Annotated in this window: 16 protein-coding genes; 9 read left to right on the top strand and 7 right to left on the bottom strand. The window is 55.5% G+C overall.

All coding sequences use genetic code 11. The annotated features are described in order from the left end of the window. Positions 1–39 precede the first annotated feature (39 nt). The gene (locus tag VAE57_RS02335) at positions 40–1,665 is read right to left on the bottom strand and encodes an FAD-dependent thymidylate synthase (protein ID WP_322820307.1); all 1,626 of its coding nucleotides are present in this window, start codon (positions 1,663–1,665) and stop codon (positions 40–42) included. 339 nt (positions 1,666–2,004) lie between these two features. Between VAE57_RS02335 and VAE57_RS02330 the strand changes: the two genes are divergently transcribed. After that, positions 2,005–2,682, top strand: coding sequence for a histidine phosphatase family protein (locus tag VAE57_RS02330; protein ID WP_322820306.1), 678 nt, complete (start codon positions 2,005–2,007; stop codon positions 2,680–2,682). Then, on the top strand, positions 2,679–3,482 hold the full coding sequence (locus VAE57_RS02325) for an RDD family protein (protein WP_322820305.1): 804 nt from the start codon (positions 2,679–2,681) through the stop codon (positions 3,480–3,482). Before VAE57_RS02330 ends, VAE57_RS02325 begins: the two co-directional genes overlap by 4 nt. On the opposite strand, the gene miaA is transcribed toward VAE57_RS02325, so the two are convergent. Then, entirely contained in the window at positions 3,452–4,342 is an 891-nt protein-coding gene (gene miaA, locus VAE57_RS02320) for a tRNA (adenosine(37)-N6)-dimethylallyltransferase MiaA (RefSeq protein ID WP_322820304.1), read from the bottom strand. The two genes, VAE57_RS02325 and miaA, sit on opposite strands and share 31 nt — an antisense overlap. Before the next feature lie 238 nt (positions 4,343–4,580). Here miaA and VAE57_RS02315 point away from each other — a divergent pair, with 238 nt between their 5' ends. The 3 genes from VAE57_RS02315 to trmD are packed head-to-tail and all read left to right on the top strand — an operon-like array spanning position 4,581 to position 6,856. Further along, complete coding sequence (locus tag VAE57_RS02315) at positions 4,581–5,168, top strand: GNAT family N-acetyltransferase (RefSeq protein ID WP_322820303.1); 588 nt, start codon at positions 4,581–4,583, stop codon at positions 5,166–5,168. A gap of 9 nt (positions 5,169–5,177) precedes the next feature. Further along, positions 5,178–6,089, top strand: a complete 912-nt coding sequence (locus VAE57_RS02310; protein WP_322820302.1) for an alpha/beta hydrolase — start codon at positions 5,178–5,180, stop codon at positions 6,087–6,089. 5 nt (positions 6,090–6,094) lie between these two features. Beyond that, positions 6,095–6,856, top strand: coding sequence for a tRNA (guanosine(37)-N1)-methyltransferase TrmD (gene trmD, locus VAE57_RS02305; protein ID WP_322820301.1), 762 nt, complete (start codon positions 6,095–6,097; stop codon positions 6,854–6,856). 133 nt (positions 6,857–6,989) lie between these two features. Here the strand turns inward: trmD and VAE57_RS02300 are convergent, their stop codons facing one another. Then, positions 6,990–8,231 carry a hypothetical protein gene (locus VAE57_RS02300; RefSeq protein ID WP_322820300.1) on the bottom strand — a complete coding sequence of 414 codons (1,242 nt, stop codon included), beginning with the start codon at positions 8,229–8,231 and terminating at the stop codon, positions 6,990–6,992. 164 nt (positions 8,232–8,395) lie between these two features. On the opposite strand from VAE57_RS02300, the gene VAE57_RS02295 reads away from it, so the two are divergent. Then, entirely contained in the window at positions 8,396–9,424 is a 1,029-nt protein-coding gene (locus VAE57_RS02295; protein WP_322820299.1) for a methyltransferase domain-containing protein, read from the top strand. Between the two features lie 482 nt (positions 9,425–9,906). Here VAE57_RS02295 and VAE57_RS02290 read toward each other — a convergent pair whose 3' ends face one another. The 4 genes from VAE57_RS02290 to VAE57_RS02275 form a co-directional block, all read right to left on the bottom strand. Further along, the gene (locus VAE57_RS02290) at positions 9,907–11,004 is read right to left on the bottom strand and encodes a hypothetical protein (protein WP_322820298.1); all 1,098 of its coding nucleotides are present in this window, start codon (positions 11,002–11,004) and stop codon (positions 9,907–9,909) included. A 68-nt stretch (positions 11,005–11,072) separates the two neighbouring features. Further along, the gene (gene hisA, locus VAE57_RS02285; RefSeq protein ID WP_322820297.1) at positions 11,073–11,798 is read right to left on the bottom strand and encodes a 1-(5-phosphoribosyl)-5-[(5-phosphoribosylamino)methylideneamino]imidazole-4-carboxamide isomerase; all 726 of its coding nucleotides are present in this window, start codon (positions 11,796–11,798) and stop codon (positions 11,073–11,075) included. A 2-nt stretch (positions 11,799–11,800) separates the two neighbouring features. Then, positions 11,801–12,439, bottom strand: a complete 639-nt coding sequence (gene hisH, locus VAE57_RS02280) for an imidazole glycerol phosphate synthase subunit HisH (protein WP_322820296.1) — start codon at positions 12,437–12,439, stop codon at positions 11,801–11,803. Then, positions 12,436–13,494 carry a histone deacetylase gene (locus VAE57_RS02275; protein WP_322820295.1) on the bottom strand — a complete coding sequence of 353 codons (1,059 nt, stop codon included), beginning with the start codon at positions 13,492–13,494 and terminating at the stop codon, positions 12,436–12,438. Before VAE57_RS02275 ends, hisH begins: the two co-directional genes overlap by 4 nt. 146 nt (positions 13,495–13,640) lie before the next feature. Here VAE57_RS02275 and polA point away from each other — a divergent pair, with 146 nt between their 5' ends. From polA to VAE57_RS02260, 3 genes are all read left to right on the top strand, one after another. After that, positions 13,641–16,469, top strand: a complete 2,829-nt coding sequence (polA, locus tag VAE57_RS02270) for a DNA polymerase I (protein ID WP_322820294.1) — start codon at positions 13,641–13,643, stop codon at positions 16,467–16,469. A gap of 13 nt (positions 16,470–16,482) precedes the next feature. Beyond that, positions 16,483–18,522 carry an ArnT family glycosyltransferase gene (locus tag VAE57_RS02265; RefSeq protein ID WP_322820293.1) on the top strand — a complete coding sequence of 680 codons (2,040 nt, stop codon included), beginning with the start codon at positions 16,483–16,485 and terminating at the stop codon, positions 18,520–18,522. Between the two features lie 274 nt (positions 18,523–18,796). After that, positions 18,797–19,816 (top strand): glycosyltransferase family 2 protein, encoded by a 1,020-nt coding sequence (locus tag VAE57_RS02260; protein ID WP_322820292.1) that lies wholly within the window; start codon positions 18,797–18,799, stop codon positions 19,814–19,816. Positions 19,817–19,824: the final 8 nt, after the last annotated feature.

Below are 19,824 nucleotides of genomic sequence, written 5' to 3'. Positions count from 1 at the left end.
ACCACAGCGACATCACATGCGATGTCGCTATGGTTCATCTTACCTCCCCACCTGCTGTCGCTTTTGATCAATCCGTTGTTCGGCGGCGAGACGTTCCAGGTCGTATTCATTGTGATCAACAAAGCGCATCCCAGCCGCCAGGAAGGGATGGACGGCGCGAATCTCGCGAAACATGAGCTGTGCGATCTGGCGGTAGCTGGGGTGGCCTTGCCGGGCGCTGCGGAGTTCAATCAGGTGGTAGGCTTCACGCAGGTTGAGTTTGATCCGCCAGCGCACCCGGAATGCAAACGGTACCGCATACTGCGCTTCGTAAGGGAGCATGGTCTCAAGCGCCGTAACCAGCTCGGCAGCCTGTTCGAGAGCCGTCCGGTACCGGTCGGCCACCCCGATCTCCGCCAGTTCTGGTGGCGTGACATAGCCATGACGCACGGTGAAGCGCTGGCGTTCCTGGGTGAGGACGCGGTGGCGTTGTAGATCGCGATACGCACCGATGTCGGCCAGGATATCGAAGGTGTAGTACGGCTCCTCGAATGCCCGACCGGGACGATGGAAGCGGTTGGCCCGATCACCAACGGCGGTGTTGATCAGGGCGTGGCGAACCGCTTCCGGCATGGCTGCGATCAGCTCTTCGATAGCAGACAATGGGAGATCGAGATGGGGATAGAGGATTGCTGCGGCGAGTTTCCATTCGGCGTGCGGATCATAATCAACCAGCGTGACAGTCACCGACGTGGTGGAATCGGCTTCGGTCGGTATCTGGTGGGCCAGCGCTGCCAACTGTTCCCGTGTCGTCGCAAGATAGTCGGCATACGCCTGCCCACGCTCAGAGCGGGCACGCTTAACAAACGATGGAATGACCTGATCCAGTTCCGCCTGAATCATCTTGCTCAGCGCCTGCGCTTCGACAAACGGTGAGGCGGCCAGTTTGATGATCAGGTATTCAAAAGCCCGGCCATTGCCGAACAAGCCGACGTTGGTTTGGGTTGCCATCGGCAAAAGTCCGCGCAACAGATCAAGCGCTTTGGCCTGGATGGTATTGCGATATGCACGTGGGGTTGTTGCCTCGTCACGCGGGTACTGCTGTTGGAGCCAGGTCTGAACAGGTTCCAGCAGTTCGCTATAGGTCGTAAAGAGATGATCCATCACCGCGACATAGCGGTCGGCCAATGGCGATGCCATAATCGCCGGTTCACGCAGGTAGGGATAACCGTCCGGTCCTTTGCGATCAAAGCGAACGTAGCGGGTTGATTTCTCAAGTGGTGAGATACCGAGCCGGCTATCTTCAAGCAGTTTGGCGGCGATGTTGCTCACCCCCTCACACGCCAGATGTGCCCCGCCAAGTTCAGCCACCGAGTCGTCGCCGTACCCGATGAGCACCCGGTCGTAGAACGCCTCTGCCTGGCGGGTAGCGATCAGTTGTGTTGCCGGATTGTGATTCTGGGCTGATACCATGGCGGAAAAGCCAGATTCTGGTTCGTTGATAAACTCGTCGAGCAGGAGCCGCCGTAGACTTTTGCTGCTGCGACTGTAGCGGGCAAAGAGAGCACCTTTCACCACTTCCGGTAGGTTGCGCAGACAGAAGATAGGACGATCCACATTGGTCACAAACGGCTGAAGCAGCTCGATTTCCTGATCGGTAAACGTTTCAGGCTGTTGGGTCTCCATGCGTTTTCCTCTGACACTCGGCGTGCTTATATCATTATGCCGGTGAGTGTGTACCGGTCATAAATCATTGAACGCAGGTCAACGCCGGCATTGTACCATTTTCATCACAGGCTGTTGACTTTAGGGCATTTGCCCAGGGTGCAGATCAGATAGCGGAATTGACTACGTCTACCCTGACCAATGTCAGATAGGCGCAGATGGCGTTCACGCTGCAACCTTCATAACAGTCGCTGCCGGGCATGGTTGCAATCGGTACAGGTAGGGGGAACTGTTCATAATCCTGGTTATTGGTATATGTTACCATAGTAACAGGCGAGGAGATTGTGCACGAGGAATAGCATGACAACCGTTTACCTGATCCGTCACGGGGAAACCGATTGGAATATGCAGGGACGCTGGCAGGGACACGCTGATGTTCCGCTGAATGAGATTGGTTATCAGCAGGCACGCTTGCTGGCACGGCGGCTGGCCAATGAAGGGGTGCCGTTTAGCGCTATTTACAGTAGTGATCTGGCCAGAGCGTATCAGACAGCGTGGGAGATAGGCGCAGTCTTGCGCGTACCGGTGCAGCTCTTGCCGGCATTGCGCGAAATTGATGTTGGAGCCTGGAGCGGTTTAACGACGGCAGAGGTGCGCACCCGCTTTGCTGATGATTGGGAACAGATGATCCAGGGTCACGATATTCCGCGTGGTGGCGGGGAAACGGTGGCCGCAGTCCGCCAGCGGGTCGTTACAGCCGTTGAGGCAATGGTGGCGCAGCACCGTGGGCAGACGCTAGCATTCGTGACGCACGGTGGTTGTATTCGGGTCTTGCTTGCTCACGCCGAAACTTTTGATGGTGTTGGCTTTGGCCGCTACGACCATATTGGTAACACATCCATCACCATCCTGGAAATCGGCTATAAACACTGGCGGGTGAAGACGGTCAATGATATGCGCCATTTAGAGGCAGCGCATAAGGCTGAACTGATTTCGGCACCACCCGACGATGCTGAGTTACCCGATACAGCGCAATGAACACGACACCCTCATGGCGTGAGCCGTATCTGGTGATTACACCAGAAGGTGTGCAGGTCGTCTACACGGCTGCTGGATTGGCAAGCCGTAGTCTGGCAGCACTCGTGGATTATGTCATCATCATAACGTTGCTAGCGACCGTTTTGGCTGCGGCCGCTATAGATGAAGGCACGAGTAGCGCGAACCAGGATGTGATCCTGGCCCTGCTGGCAATTCTGGTGTTTGTTGTGAATTGGGGGTACTTCGTCTTCTTTGAATGGATCTGGAACGGTCAGACACCAGGGAAGCGGTTACTACGGCTGCGCGTCTTGCGAGAGGGTGGGCGTCCGGTTGACATTGGTGCCATCGTGGTGCGGAATTTGATGCGGGCGATTGATTTTCTCCCTTTCCTCTACGGGATTGGTCTGGTAACGATGTTTGTTGATCGCTATCAGCGGCGGTTGGGTGATCTTACCGCCGGTACCGTTGTTGTTCACGAAGCGATGCCGTTGACGCTTGAGCGGGTGATGCAGCCGGTTATTGTCCAGGTACCACCGCGAGCGCCCGATGCCCCGCCCACCCCGCTTGTCCCGAATGTTGAACGATTGACTGCTGCCGATCTGGCCCTGTTGCTTGAATTTTTACAGCGGCGCGATGAGTTACAGGCCGAGGCGCGGAGCGATCTGGCTACTCATCTGGCGACTATTCTCCGGCAGCGGCTGGCTTTGCCACCGGGTTCTGGCGATCCAGAACGTTTTATTGAACATGTGCTGCGCGAGTACCACGTCGCTCAAGCCGTGATCTCACGCCAGGACGGATGATCAGGCGTCCAGATTTCAAGATTGGGCAGGCGCCGAAACCACATCTCCTGGCGGCGGATGAACGCATGCGTGTCGAAGCGCAGCCGCTCGATACAGGTCGGTAGATCGGCTTCGCCGGCGAAATATGGTCGAAACTGAATATAACCGAGACTCGACATAGCCGGCAGCGACCAGTCGTAGCCACGGGCCAACAGACCGGCAACTTCCTCGACCAGACCGGCAGCGATCATCCGTTCAATCCGCGCATCGGCACGGGCGTACAATTCGGCACGTGGCCGATGGAGCCAGATGGTGCGTGGGCGAAAAGGAGGCTCTTTTCGCTCTTGCAGACGCGAAATTGGTTCACCACTGACGAGATACACTTCCAGCGCTCGTACCACACGCCGAACATTCGTAGGGGGGATGCGTGATGCTGCTACCGGATCGACAGCGGCCAGGCGTGCATGAAGCACTGCCGGACCTTCACGTGCGGCAATGAGTTCAAGTTCGGTGCGCAGGTCAGGTTGTGGCGCTACACGTGGTATCTGCCAGCCTTCCAGGAAGGCTGCCAGGTATTGGCCGGTACCACCAACCAGAAGTGGGATGCGCCCTCGGCCACGAATGTCGGCGATTGCTGCCGTGGCCAGATCGCAAAACTCGGCCAGTGAAAACGGTTGATCGGGATCGCGAATGTCGATCAGGTGGTGCCGCGCCTGTGCTTGCTCGTCAGGCGACGGCTTGGCAGTACCAATGTCCATCCAGCGATAGATTTGCCGTGAGTCGGCAGATACAATCTCGCCGTTGATACGTTTGGCCCAGTCAATAGCCAGCTCTGTCTTACCGACAGCGGTTGGTCCGACGATGGCAATAAGCTCTTCCAAGCGTGTTCCTCATCTGACGCAATGATGTTATATTTCACCTCACCATCATATCATACAGGTATAACGCAGTGCGTTATTTATGTTCACGTCCGTTTCATTCTCATGCTACAATACCTGTGTAGCACCAAATAGGTGTGATTACAACGGAACGCATTTGCTGGTGCCGGGTTTTGTGGAATGCTTCGCCTGCCATGCTCTATCGAACATCCGCTGTTGACGAGAGATGTTAGAGGATATAATGAACAATCAACCGGTATGTCAGGACATCCCGACAACCATCACCACCCGTGATGGGCGCACATTGCGAGTGCGAAGCCTTGCTGCCAGCGATGCAGTGCTCCTCGAGCGCATGTTTTATCGCCTCTCCCCGGAGACGATCTACCGCCGCTTCTTCATTGCCGCCGAGCATGCTTCACCAGAACTGGTACACAAATCGGCGAAGCGGCTGGCAGCGATCAATCCGTGTCGTGAAGCGGCACTGATTGCGCTTGCCGATGAGCAAGGGTCAGAAGAGGCCATTGCCGTGGCCCGTTTTGCCCGTCTACCGCACAACCCAAAGCTTGCAGAAGCATCCATTCTGGTGCGTGATGATTATCAGGGAACAGGGGTTGGGCGTAAGTTGTTAGCATTACTTTTGGCCGAAGCACGGGCCGCCGGGCTTGAACGACTGATCTTTTTAACCCATGCCGATAATACCCCTATGATCCGGTTGGCGATGGGATTAGGTTTGCCCTTTCAGGGCCGGCATGCAGATGGCCTGTACGAAATACATGTACTGCTACAGCCACAAAGTGCCACAGAGTTTGAGTTTGTCAAAAATAAATAGGAGAGTGCTATGGCTGTCAAACCTGGCTGGAGTCTACTGCCGATGGCGCTGGCTGGCGCCTTCGGTTTGTTAGGAGGTATCACTGCATACTACGTAAGCCTTCGCGTCAGTCCGCCGCCGCGCCGAACCTACCTTGATAGCTATACCTTTACCCCGTGGGAGCTTGAGGTTCCTTACGAAACTGTTGAATTTCGCAGTAGTGATGGCTTGCGTCTGGTTGGCTGGTGGTTGCCGCGTCCCGAGACAAATGCCGTGATCGTTGGTAGTCATGGCCACGCTGGACGCAAAGATGAGTTGCTCGGCATTGGCAGCTATTGCTGGCGGGCCGGTTATAATGTCTTACTGTTCGACTATCGAGGGCGTGGTGAGTCTGATCCCTGGCCGCAAACGCTCGTTAGTCGTGAAGTTGATGATCTGCTGGCTGCGCTACAGTATGTGCGGCAGCGAATGCCAGAAGCAGCAATTGGCGTTATCGGCTATTCAATGGGTGCCGCTGTCGGCATTCTGGCGACGGCACGCGATCAATCGGTGAGAGCACTGGTCGCCGATAGCTCGTTTACCACTGGTGATGATGTGGTTGCCGATGCGGTCGAAAAGGTGCTGCGCGTGCCTCTCCGCCCGCTGGTGCGCCTGGCCGACACGATTGTTGCCCGTCGCCACGGCTATCGTTTCAGTCAGGCTCGCCCAATTGACGCGATTGGACAGATCGCCCCTCGTCCAGTCTTCCTGATCCACGGTGTTGATGACTCGCTTGTCCCGGTCAGCCATGTTCGTCAGTTGTATGCGGCAGCTCGTGAACCACGGCTGGTGTGGGAAATACCCGGAGCTGAACACTGTGGCGGTTATTTTGTTGATCGGGTTGGCTACTGTCGGCGCGTGGTCGAATTTTTCGACCAGTATCTGCGCAGTGTTGAGGCGTAGTTCCCATGCGGTTTGATATTTTGACCCTCTTCCCGGCCATGTTTCAGGGGCCATTGACCGAGAGTATTCTCAAGCGTGCCCAACAGGCCGGGCGGATTGAGATTCACTTGCACGATATTCGGCAATGGACGACGGATCGCCATCGAACGGCTGATGATACGCCATACGGTGGTGGTGCCGGTATGGTAATGAAGGCAGAGCCGTTGGCGGCGGCGATTCGGGCAGTGCGGGCCGCTGATGACCGGCCTGGAGTGACTATTTTGCTGACCCCCGACGGTGAACTGCTCACGCAACAGATTGTGCGTGAACTGGCTACCTTGCCGCGGTTGCTCCTGGTGTGTGGGCACTATGAAGGGATCGATGAACGAGTACGCGAGACGCTGATTGATCGTGAGCTGAGTATTGGTGATTATGTGCTTACCGGTGGCGAATTGGCGGCAATGGTGGTTGTTGATACTGTGGCCCGGCTGGTGCCCGGTGTGATCGATAGCGAGTCGATTGTTGAGGAGAGTCACAGCGATTTTTTGCTCGAATATCCGCACTATACGCGCCCGGCAGTGTGGGAGGGGCGGGCAGTACCACCCGTGCTTCTATCTGGTCACCACGGTGAAATTGCCCGCTGGCGACGGGCCGAACGGTTACGGCGCACGCTGACCCGTCGTCCGGATCTGCTGGCACGGGCGGCGGCGGCTGGTGTGCTGACTAAAACCGATCTGGCGCTGCTGGCCGAGTTAGGCTGGCGTCCTGAAGCATCTGACGGCGCGTAATATCGAATGTGCCACAACAGTCTGTACAATGCAACAGGGATTAGGGCATAGGGAAGGGCAGGCCGAACGCCTGCCCCTCCTGTGGGTTCGGGGTGCAGTATCGCCGATGACGATTACCGACCCTCTCATCAGATCACGATGGCAGGGTGTCGGTGCGGTATTCGCGCCAGAGGCGTCGTAATTCATTGGCCGGATCACGCCAGAAGCGATCTGGATCAATCGGGAATGCCGGCAATCTCGCCGTTGCGGGCATCTGGCGAATCGCCTCGCGGAGTGCTTCCCATCCTGCCTTTGCCCGACCGTCTGCTGTCCACAGGCCCCAGGTGCGCGCTATCCAACTGCGGTCGAACGGGGGGATGTTCCACTGTGCCTCAGGTGGATCAACCATCCCGGCCAGCCAGACCGCGGCGGCCCCAGCGCGCGCCAGGGTGGTGAGAGATTCTTGCAACGCGGTTGCCGCAGCCTCTTCATCGGCAAGGAATGTGTGGGCCGGTTGAGCAAATACCTGGTCGGTCTGCCAGCCGGACAGGTTCGTGCGCGGTGCCGTCGGCCAGCCCAGATCGGCAACCACGACCTGCGCAGCTGCCGTATCGTTCACTTCCTCGGCGAGGAGACCGGCGACAACGGTATGCAGGAAGCAGGTAGCCGCGCCGTGAGCCGGTGGTCCGTCGCCAAGGGGTGGCCACGGCCCAACACTGACCACAACAGCACCACCGGCCATTGCAATGTCGTAAGGCCGCAGGCTCACTCTGCTACTGAGGGCTGCGGCATCGATATGTCCAAATAACCGCTCAGCGCCGTAAGAGCGGGCCTTTTCGGCCAGATCGGCCCACCACGCCGCCATATCACGATGGTCTGTCGGTGGACGTACACGCTCGAAACCGGCAGCCAGCAGCCAACCACTGATCGCCGGGTGGTCGGCAAAATTGCCGATTACCTCGCGCAACAAGTAGTGTTGGGCAGCCCGCATGTCTGGGTCGGTGTAGAGATCACGTACCGGCTCCTGACGGTAAAAGGAATTATCAAGAATCGTGAGGGTGGGTGCGCTCAACAAAGCACTTACCGCCTGCGTTGAGAGGGCCTGTGTCGGTATCCCCAATGCCCAATCGGGTAAATGCAGGGTCGGCCCCAGAGTGGCGCTCATGAGCGAGACGACAACCTGCATGTGATTCGCCTGAGCCAGATCAAGCCCGCGTTGGAAGCCATTGAGGGCTGTAACCGAGATACGCTGCGTTCCCGGCTGTACCTCGGCCCAGCGCAAGTCAAAGCGAACCTGCCGTAACCCAACGTCGTGCGCACGCTGTAAGAATTCACGCAATGCGCCGTGATCGTAACTCGACCAGCTCGCGGGCAGTGCCTGTGGTTGGGCCGGCATAGGTGGCCAAATCGTTATTCCGATGTCCATAGGCATTCACGATACTTCTATCCTACAGGCCATGATTGTCACGTGTGACAGAATTATCTGCTATGATGATGCGCATTGTCTACACTGCCCTATCTGGTAAGGGCAGGTACGGAATGAATATATATAGTATAACAATGTCGCACCAGATTGAAATCGTCGTACCGGCCGGTCTGGAGGAACTGGCATGTGTGGAAGTACAGCGTATAACCGGCTTACGTCTTGAACCGCTGACCGAACGTGGTGTCATCCGAGCGACGATGCACGGTGCGTTGCGGGCACTGTTCGATCTGCGATCTGTCATATCAGTCTTTGTTGTGCGCCGGTTTGCGATACCCCGTCCGCGGGCATTACTCGGTGATGAGCATTTTCGGGCAGTAGTCGCGATGCTTGAGATGGTGCGTCGCCTGCATCCGGCGGGAACGTTCCAGACCCTCTTTCTCAGTGCGGCCGGTGCCGATAGCAGTGTTCTGCAACGATTTAAGCAGATGATTGGCGAACGGCTTGGTCTGACGATTGGCACGGAAGACGGCGACATGCTGATCCGCTTACGCCCGAGCAGGGATCGCAGTGGCTGGGACGTGCTGGTCCGTCTCACGCCACGCCCTTTAGCGACACGCTCGTGGCGGGTGTGTAATCGCGAAGGGGCACTGAATGGGCCGGTCGCACACGCAATGGTAGTGCTGAGTAAGCCACACGCCGGAGATCGAGTGTTGAATGTCGGATGTGGTTCGGGGACGCTGCTGATCGAGCGCTTACTCATCACAACGGCAGCACAGGCGATTGGCTGTGATACCGATCCGACGGCACTGGCCTGTGCCTGGCGTAATCTGGGGGCTGCGGGTTTGAGTAAGCGGGTAGAGTTGTACGATTGGGATGCCTGTCAGTTGCCGCTCCCTTCGGCGAGTATTGACGTGGTGCTCGCCGATCTGCCGTTTGGTCACCTGGTTGGCTCGCACACAACTAATCTCACCCTCTACCCGGCACTGTTGGCCGAAGCGGCGCGGGTGACTCGTCCGGGCGGAAGAGCCGTGCTGATCAGCCACGAAGTGCGGTTGATGGAACGTTCGCTGGCTACGCTTCCGCAATGGCGTGTTGATCAACAACTGCGTGTCGATCTGGGTGGACTTTACCCGCGCATCTTTGTATTACGGCGTACCGGGTAATATCGAATCTGGTTTAATAGCCATGATGATCTGCTATCTACTGTCACCCAGACACGGTGGTTGTGAGCACTCCACCCCTGTGTGCGAACGCTGACATCCCTCTGGGAGCGCTGGGAGCGCGAGCTTCCAGCGCGTTCAAGGGGAGCGCGTGCCTCCGGCGCACTCAAGGGGAACTGGGAGGGCACGCCTCCAGCGCACTTATTACCTGGCCCAGCATGCGCTACTGACCCACACTGAACTGTCTACATTCGCTTTCAGCAAATTGGGCTACTGTAAAACATTCTCCTGCCCCCAGCGGGGGCGGGTTGGGGTGGGGGCGTGTCGCAGATTACTGCTGGGGGCAGCGCACGCACAACACCCTCGCCATCGGTCATCCTGACGCTGCCTCTGAGTGTGAATGCTATAGTACGCCGCGAGCACGTCAACCATGGATGTACGCTAGATGTACGCTGGTTGGCGGATGCATATCGCCACTCAGTGTACTACCCTGCACTCCCTCCGCCAGACTCAATTTGTGCTGCACGGACCTGTTCCAGACGTCGTCGTAGTGCATCAAATTGCACCTGAAGGGTATCAACCTCACGGCGTTCAAGCTCCATAATGCGCAAGAGATGCGCTTTCTGTTCCAGCTCAATCCGGTCGGTTGTGCGTGATAGTCGTTGTTCAAGCTCACGCAGCCAGCTATCGATGCGCTCAAGCCAGGCGGTCATTTGCCGCAGGTATTGCTCGTCAGTCTCCTGCAGGGTACTCATCCGCTCATCGGCCATCTGCCGCAGCTCTTCCAGGCGCTCCTGATTCATCAGGAAGCGTTCCATCGAAACGCGTTCAATCCGTTTAACTTCGGTAACCAGGTCAGGTATTTTTGCTGCCACCTCTTTGATTTGTGATGGTAGCATTTCGGCGAAGAGGTCGATGTGTTGACGAATCTCTTCCAGACGGTCGATGCGAGATCGTTGTTCTTCCACAGCCGGCCGCAAATCGGCAACAAACTGTTGTGACTCAACGGCCATACGACGCAAGGATTGCTTCTCAACCTGCAAATCATCACCGAAACGACGAACTTCCTGTATCACAGCAGCATCAGCTTCACGTAAGCGTTCGAGTTGTAACATCAATTGCCGCTGACGCTCGTCAAGCTCTTTGACCTGTGAAGAGAGGGTGGTAATCTGACGCTCAACCTGTTCAATTCGGCTCAACCAACCGGCCAGAAAATCGCGGTCCTGTTTGTGCGCCTCGGCAACCTGCCGAATTTGCGCTTGCATATCGCGAATGGGCCGCAGGCCATCTTCAATCTTGACCAGCGCGGCTGCCACTTCGCGACGCAGGGCGACAACATCACGGCGCACAATTTCATTGGCCTGAGCAACCTCATCGGTGTGGCGGTCGAAGAGACTCTGAATCTGGGCGATGGTGCCCTCATTTTTACGGATTTGTTCCATCGCCCACTGATACTTGTTGGTCTGATCCTTCAGCAAGCGCCGTAATTCGTCAATTTGGCCTTGCAGGTAGACGAGTTGCGATTGTTCTTGCGCTCGCAGACGCTCTTCTTCATAGCGCGCCGTCAGGTCTGAATTTGACATAACAACTCCTGATCGTGTGGTATTGCGTGCCAACGGTTTACCATCACTCTGGCATGCCAACCCGGTAGCTATACATTTGTCATTTGAGCAACGGCCATCGCTTCAGCCAGTTTTACTGCACCAACGTACAATGCCTTGCCGATAATTGCGCCTTCAACGCCGAGTTGGGCAAGCTGGCGCACGTGGTCAATGCTGGCAATACCACCGCTGGCGATGATCGCCGGGCCGTGCGGTGTGATCAATTCGCTCAAGGCTGCAAAGTTCGGTCCACTGAGTGCGCCATCACGACTGATGTCGGTGTAGATGATGCGTCGGGCGCCGAGGTTTGCCATCTGTTCAGCCAGCACGGTTGCTTTGACTGAAGAGGTTACTGTCCAGCCATCGGTAGCTACCAGGCCGTTGCGGGCATCGATCCCGATCACGATCTGCTCGCCGAAGCGGTCGAGTAAGCGGGCAACCAGGTCTGTTTCGGCAATAGCCGCCGTACCGATGATAACGCGCTCGACGCCGAGGGCTAATGCCGACTCAACATCCTGCTCTCGGCGCAAACCACCGCCTAACTGCACCGGAATCTGCACCGCCTGTGTGATAGCAAGAACGGCGTCGACATTCTGGGGGTGTCCGGCACGGGCACCGTCGAGATCGACCAGGTGCAGTCTGGTGGCGCCTTGCGCTTCCCAGCTTCGGGCCACCGCAACCGGATCGTCGGCGTAGACCGTCATCTGCGCGAAATCGCCTTGATACAAACGGACGCAGCGACCATCTTTTATATCAATTGCCGGAATAATCTCCATTGTCACACTCCTTTTGGCTGGACGGCCTCGCTCCAGCGCACGAAATTGGCCAGCAGGCGCAAGCCGTAGTCGCCACTCTTTTCGGGATGGAACTGCACAGCCGCCAGGTGGTCGCGAATAATGACGCTCGGGAAGGGGATGCCGTAGTCGGTGCGGGCCGCGATGATCGCTTCATCGGCAACCGCACAGTAATACGAATGCACGAAATAGACATCGGCCCCATCAGGAATATCGGCAAAGAGAGGATGGCTGCGGAATGTGGAGGTAATCTGAAGCTGGTTCCAGCCGATCTGCGGTATCTTACCGGCGTGATCGGGAAGACGGCGTACTGTGCCGGGGATGATATCGAGACACGAGTGGAGACCAAACTCTTCACTTTCACTCAGCAAGACCTGCATCCCGACGCAAATACCCAGAAACGGTGTACCGGCAGCGATCACTGCCGGTAAGACCTCTGCAATACCCAGGTGGCGCAGACTGGCCATGGTATCAGCGGTAGCGCCAACACCGGGGAGAACGACCGCTTGCGCAGAACGGATTACCTCTGGGTTATCGGTTACGGTGAGTGTAGCGCCGACCCGTTGCAGTGCCCGTACCACATTGGGCAGGTTGCCGGCACCGTAGTTAATCACTGCTATCATGCTTCTCCCTGATATGTTGTCTGCATCAGCAGAGGATGGTAGGTGTAGAGACTGGTGATGATATGTTCGATGGCCGGTTCGGGTGCATTCATCTTGCCCATGGGGTCAGAGCCGGCCGGCATCCCCAACAGCAGGCGGAGCGTTGTCACCACACCCGCTGCCAGCGCCGGCAGACTATACCCGCCTTCCAGCACGAAGCCGATCCGCCCGTCACACAACTCGTCGGCCCAATCGCACAGGTACTGCACGATACGGGCAAAGCCCTGGATCGAGAGCGCCATTGGCCCGATGGGATCGCTCCAGTGGGCATCAAAGCCGGCTGACACCAGGATGATCTCTGGTTGAAAACGGCGGAGTACTGGCCCGATGACGCGCTGAAACACCTGTTCGTAGCCATGATCGCCGGTTCCATAAGGCAACGGCACGTTGAGGGTGGTGCCGCCAGCAGTGCGCGGATCACCCATTTCGTGGAGACTGCCGGTGCCCGGGTAGAGCGGTGCAGCATGGATTGAGCAAAAGAGGACTCGCCCATCACGGTAGAAGATGTCCTGCGTACCATTGCCGTGATGAACATCGAAATCAACAATCGCGATGCGCCGGAGATGGTGGCGATCCAGCAACACCCGTGCAGCGACTGCAATATTATTGAAGAGGCAGAAACCCATCGAGCGTATATCGGTCGCATGGTGGCCCGGCGGCCGCACCAGCGCAAACGCATTGTGGCAGCGTCCACTTACCAGGGCTTCAGCCATACAAATCGTTGCGCCTGCTGCCAGCAGCGCAACGTCCCACGACTCGGCAGTGACGTAGGTGTCGCTATCGATCTGTCCACCGCCATAACTGGCTAACTGACGCACGCGATGAAGCATGCTGGAGCTATGGACAGCAAGCAATTCGGCTTCAGTGGCCGGACGAACGGGTAACTGAAGCAAACGCGGCCACAACCCATCGGCCTCAATTGCCCGTCGGATGGCGTGCAACCGCTCGGCCTGCTCAACGTGCCCGTGCCATGTGTGAAGATCAAAGCGCTGATCGGTCACAATTGCAGTGGTCATATCTGTACCTGTACCACCCTGGAGCGCAGCCTGATACTCTCGCTACGACAATTGCCTCCATTGTACCACGAGGCTGGTGGATAGCGGGAAGCGTATGTCGCCGTGGTATAATTCACTAGCAAATCTGTGCGGATTGGAGACAGTCTATGGCGTATCCGCTATTGGTGTTAGTTGATGGTCACGCTTTGGCATATCGGGCGTTTTTTGCGTTGCGCGAGAGTGGGTTACGTTCGTCCCATGGTGAGCCGACGTATGCTGTCTTTGGTTTTGCGCAAATTCTCCTGACTGCACTGGCTGAGTATCGTCCCGATTACGCCGCCGTTGCTTTCGATGTTGGGCGTACCTTTCGTGACGATCTTTACGCCGAATACAAAGCCGGGCGTGCCGAGACACCAGAAGAGTTTTATCCCCAGTTTGAGCGGATTAAGCAACTGGTACAGGCGCTCAATATCCCGATCTACACCGCCGAAGGGTACGAGGCCGATGATGTGATTGGGACGCTGGCCCGTCAGGCGACGGAACGCGGTGTTGATACCATTATTCTCACCGGCGATTCTGATGTGTTGCAACTGGTGAATGATCACGTGCGGGTGGCATTAGCCAATCCCTACGGCGGTAAGACAAGTGTCACGCTCTACGATCTGGAGCAGGTGCGTAAGCGGTACGATGGCCTTGAGCCAGATCAACTGGCCGATCTGCGCGGTCTGAAGGGCGACACCTCAGATAATATCCCTGGTGTGCGCGGGATTGGCGAGAAGGGGGCGATTGCTTTACTCAAGCAGTTTGGTTCGCTCGAAAAATTGCTCGATCAGGTTGATGCTGCGCCGAAGCGTTACCAGACATTACTCCGCGAGCAGGCCGAGGCGGCACGTTTCTCGCGCCAATTGGCGACGATTGTCACCGATGTGCCGGTACAGCTCGATCTGGAAGCTGCCCGAATCGGCGTCTATGACCGTTCGGCAGTGATGGCCCTCTTTCAAGAGTTGGAGTTTGGGGTTAGCTCAAACCTGATCAAGAAGCTACCGCCACTCGTTCAGGCACCGACACTGGCCGAACTGCCTGCCGATCTGCCCGCTGCACCACTCACGACTGCACCAACGCAGCTTTCGCTCTTTGCCGGCGAGTCGGAATCCGCTCAGCCGACAGCCGAACCGCCACCGGTTACAATTGTGCGAGATGCTACGGCGCTGGCCGATCTGGTATCGCGTCTCCGCAATGCGCCAGCTTTTGCGTTCGACACCGAATGTACCAGTCTGCAACCGGTTGCCAGCGATCTGGTTGGGATTTCAATTGCTATCGCGCCCGATACCGTCTGCTACATTCCGGTCGGCCATCAATCCGAGACGCAGATGCCATGTGGAGAGGTTGTCACTGCGCTGGCCCCGTTTTTTGCCAATCCTCAGCAGCCAAAGTTTGCCCACAATGCCAAGTTTGATATGGAAGTTCTGGCCGGGGCCGGGATTAAGGTGGCCGGACTGGCATTCGATACGATGATTGCAGCGGCCATGCTGGGCAAGCGGCAGGGTTTGAAAGACCTGGCATTCTACGAGTTGAAACTCCCAGAGCCGCCTACTACGATTGAAGACCTGATCGGGCGGGGCAACAAGCAGATCAGCTTTGCTGAGGTGCCGGTTGTGCAGGCGGCTCCGTATGCGGCGGCCGATGCCCTCTACACGTTGCGGCTCACCGAGCGCTTGCAGCGCCAGCTAGAGGCTGAACCTGCGCTTCACGATCTGTATTACCGGGTTGAATTACCACTGATCGAGGTGCTGACCGACATGGAACTGACCGGTATTCGTCTCGATCAGGAGTATTTGCGTGAATTGGGCAGACATTTTGCGCAACGGATTGCCAATCTGGTCGAGCGGATTTATCAGCAGGCTGGCGGTACGTTCAATATCAATTCCGGCCAGCAGTTGAATGATGTGCTGTTTGGACGATTGGGGATCGATCCCCGTGCACATGGTCTGAGTAAGCTCAAGAGTGGCGGTTACTCGATTACGGCGGAGGTGCTGGAAGAGCTGAGCCAGCTCTATCCGATTGCTGCCGATATTCTGACCTACCGTCAGTTGACGAAGCTCAAGAGTACCTATATCGATGCACTGCCTGATCTGGTCAATCCACGGACCGGACGCCTCCATACCTCGTACAATCAGCTTGGTGCGGCCACCGGGCGGTTGTCGTCGAACAATCCCAATCTGCAAAACATACCGGTACGCACTGAGGAAGGGCGCGAGATTCGGCGTGCCTTTGTCGCTGAACCTGGTTGGCGCTTTGTGGCTGCCGACTATTCGCAGATCGAGCTACGGGTTCTGGCTCATATGAGTGGTGACGAGAACCTAATCGCAGCATTCCAACAGGGGCTTGATATTCACGCGGCGACGGCCAGCCGACTGTTTGGGGTTGAACCAACAGCAGTCGATAAGAATCAACGCCGCGTTGCGAAGACGGTGGTGTTCGGCGTGATCTATGGGATCAGTGCGTTTGGTCTGGCCCAGCGTTTAGGAATCGAACGCGATCTGGCCCGCCAACTGATCGATAATCTGTTTGCTCAGTTCCCCGGTATTCGCCGCTACATTGATCAAACGCTCGAATTTGGACGGCAGCATGGGTATGTACAAACCCTTTTTGGTCGTCGGCGGGTGATGGAAGACCTGCGCGCCAGTGGCGCACGACGTGCTGCTGCCGAACGCGAAGCAATTAATGCACCCATTCAGGGCACTGCTGCCGATCTAATGAAAATGGCGATGGTCAATGTGCATCGTGCGCTGCGTGAGCAGGGATTGCGTACACGCCTGTTGCTACAGGTACACGACGAGTTAATCGCCGAGGCTCCAGAAGATGAGGTTGAGCCAGCCGCACGACTCTTGCGCGATGTGATGAGCAGTGTGTACCGGGATTTGGTCGTACCACTGAGCGTTAATCTCGAAGCTGGCCCGAATTGGGATGAGATGAGTCCGCTGGCGGTGGTGTAGGTGTTAGCCAGTTTTGCCTGGGCTTTCCTACCTGCACAACATCACTTGTTCAGGAAATATTGAGAAGCAATATAGACATCAAATTTTGATAATGAATCAAAAGTTTGTTCATCTGACTGGGAAATTAGTTATCTCACTGATAACGCTTATTGTCGCTTTGGCTGTCACCTGGTTTTTCACCGCTCGTCCGTGGGAAGTACATGTCTCTATTGGCGATCAGGACTCAGCATTCCTTGGTACAGGCTTTTATACGAAAGAGGTGTCGGTAGACAACATCCCATTTCGATGGACAAATGGGCCGGCAGTTATTAACATTCCCTGGCTTCGTAGTGCCTACCTGGTGTCAATACGAGCGGATACTGCCACTGGTGAGCCGTACTTCTTTGAATTCAGAGATCGTGAGCGTCGCATTGGTCTGGTAGAAGCCCAACCTGGCTTTCGTACTTATCGTGTGCTCTGGCCTTCATCATTCATCAGTAACTGGTATGGTGGCCTGGGTGTTCGTCGAATAACTATTTATGCTCAGGAACGCTCTATACCGCCAGACAATCGTCTACTTGGAGTTGCAGTTAGCAGTATACGCTTTCATGAAGTCGATGGATACAACATTTCACCAGCGCCATTTATCCTTGTCAGTTTAAGTATTGTCTCTCTTACAGGACTACTCTGGCCACTGTGTGGTAAACAATTTCCCCTGTATTTTGTGACAGCAATTGCCACTCCTATCCTCTATGAGATACTCGTCTGGCATCCACCAGTAGTTGATCATACCTGGCTTCCCCTTGTCTGGCTGCCAGAATTACTAACGTTCACGTTAGTCGGGATGTGTTTCATTCGTTACAGCAGACAGTGTTGGCAAAAAGCTGTTGTTGTGGCCGGCATCGTTTTTCTCGTTGGCCTGGCACTGCTAATAACGTTACAATCGTATTGGATGGTGGAAGGTCCTGATTATGGCTGGCATCTTAACCATGGCGGCTCGTGGGAAAGAGTTTTTCGCGCTCACGCATACTATCCGTTCGGGTTTCCGCTCGTTCTGTGGCTCGGTCAGTTAGCTGGTGATCAGGCGCTTCTCTTTGGACGTACATTTGGTACAGGTTCGGTACTCCTGACGATTGGTGCTACTGTTGCACTGGCCTGGAGACTTTATGGTCATTCCTGGGCCTGGTATGCTGCGTTGCTTTCATTAGGGTCGCCAGTGCTGATTGCACACGGTGTGCTGGCCAGTACAGATGCACCAATGGTTGCTTTCACCACAGCATCTTTACTGGCTCTCTGTTGGAGTCCACAGATAAGCGTTCGTCAGGTAATGATCGCTGGGCTGTTGCTTGGATGTGCATACCTTTTCCGGTTTCAGGCTATGATTTTGCTTCCTGCGACGATACTCTGGCTTGTGCTTCAACCACCACCTGATCTTGCTACACGTTTCTCCAGGTTACGTTACGGGGCACGGTTGGTAAAGTCAGGAGCTTTTCTTTTTGCTTTTTTGCTGGCGACTGCACCACAATGGATACTGGATATTCGTGATGTTGGGTATCCATTTTTCAACACGCAATATACCAATATCTGGCTCTTTGCCTATGGACGGACCGAGCCTTTACCGGCTGGGTCAAATCTTGAACAGGTATGGTTTATCGTCAATCATGATCCGGCAATTCTTTGGCAGCATTGGATGCAGAATGTTATTCGGTTTAGTACGGACGTGATACATCGTTTATTCATCTGGCCGATCAGCTTGCTGGCTTTGTGCGGTGTTATGCTGGCAGTAGTTCAGAATGTTGATAAGCGATACAGTTTAATGTTAGTCTGGACGGGGGTATATGTTGCTGCTGTTGCACTAACTGCCAATAAAGAGCGTTTCTTTATGCCGATTATACCGATTCTGATCGTATGTGCACTTTCTTTTCTTTCCCAAATGTATTATCGCTTTCAGCAAGCTGGTACATGGGCTGATAGGTTTGCATCTATTATGTTAATCATATTGAAAGTATGGGTTGTGCTTCATCTGATGTTGGCGGAAGCAGAACTTGCCGGATATGGTGTTATGAATTGGTAACGGCTTGCAGAAAATAAATGTGACGAGACGCTGAAGTTGAATGACAATGGCTGGCAATATTCGTGCTGTGAGGATTGATCTGTATATCATTTTGATAACGTACTGTATTGTTGATCTGCATTTTTAAAAGCTATAAGCTGGTTTTCATGAAAATTATAATACATTTGCGACAATCTCTTTCCCCCTTACCACCTCTCAACACAAACCCGGCCAGATTTGTTATCATCAGCATAACGCAACGAAGAGCCATCACTATTGATGGCGTGGAGGCAGTATGGTGAAACAACAACCAACCTTTTCGGTCGTCGCACCGGTATACAACGAAGAACAACTGATTGCTGAGTTTTGCCGCCGGGTCATTGCCGCGCTTGAGCCACTCGGCGAGCCGTTTGAGCTGGTGCTGGTGAATGATGGCTGTCGTGATCGTTCACCAGAGATTATGCGTGAACTGCATCAGCGCGATCCGCGCATTAAGGTGATTAACTTTTCGCGAAACTTTGGTCATCAAATCGCCATTACTGCCGGTACTGATTATGCCACCGGGAAGGCAGTGGTGGTGATCGACTCTGACCTGCAAGACCCGCCAGAGGTGATCCCTGAGCTGATTGCGCGTTGGCGGGAAGGATATCAGGTCGTCTACGGTGTGCGTGAAGAGCGCGAAGGTGAAACGTGGTTTAAGAAGACGACTGCCGCGATCTTTTACCGGCTAATCGTGCGTATCACAAATGTCAATATTCCGGTTGATACCGGCGATTTTCGTCTGATGGATCGCAAGGTCGTTGATGCACTCAAGCGGATGCGTGAACACCACCGTTTCATGCGAGGGCTATCGGCGTGGGTCGGTTTTCGGCAAACCGGTGTACCCTACCGCCGTCATGCCCGTGCTGCCGGAACGACAAAATACCCTCTGCGCAAGATGCTGCGCTTCGCGCTTGATGGGATTACCAGTTTCTCGTATTTGCCGCTCCAGTTGGCAACCTATCTCGGTTTTATTGTGGCTGCCATCAGTATGATCTTCTTGCTGGTGGTCTTTGTGATGCGGCTTGCCGATCCGTCTGCTCCGGAACCGGCTTTCTATGGTCAGGCCAGCACACTGGCCAGTGTCCTCTTTCTGGGCGCTGTGCAGTTGATTTCACTCGGCATTATCGGCGAGTATGTGGGCCGTATCTACGATGAAGTGAAGGGACGCCCGCTCTACATTGTGGCCGAAGCGCTAGGGGTGGAAGAAGAACCTGCAACTTCTCCAGCTTCAGTGCGTACAACCCATATGGAACAGTCAACATCTGTTAAATAGTCAGGAGG

It is taken from the genome of Chloroflexus sp., from assembly GCF_034434295.1.
Classification (GTDB): Bacteria; Chloroflexota; Chloroflexia; order Chloroflexales; family Chloroflexaceae; genus Chloroflexus.
This window is presented reverse-complemented; position numbering and strand designations above follow the sequence as displayed.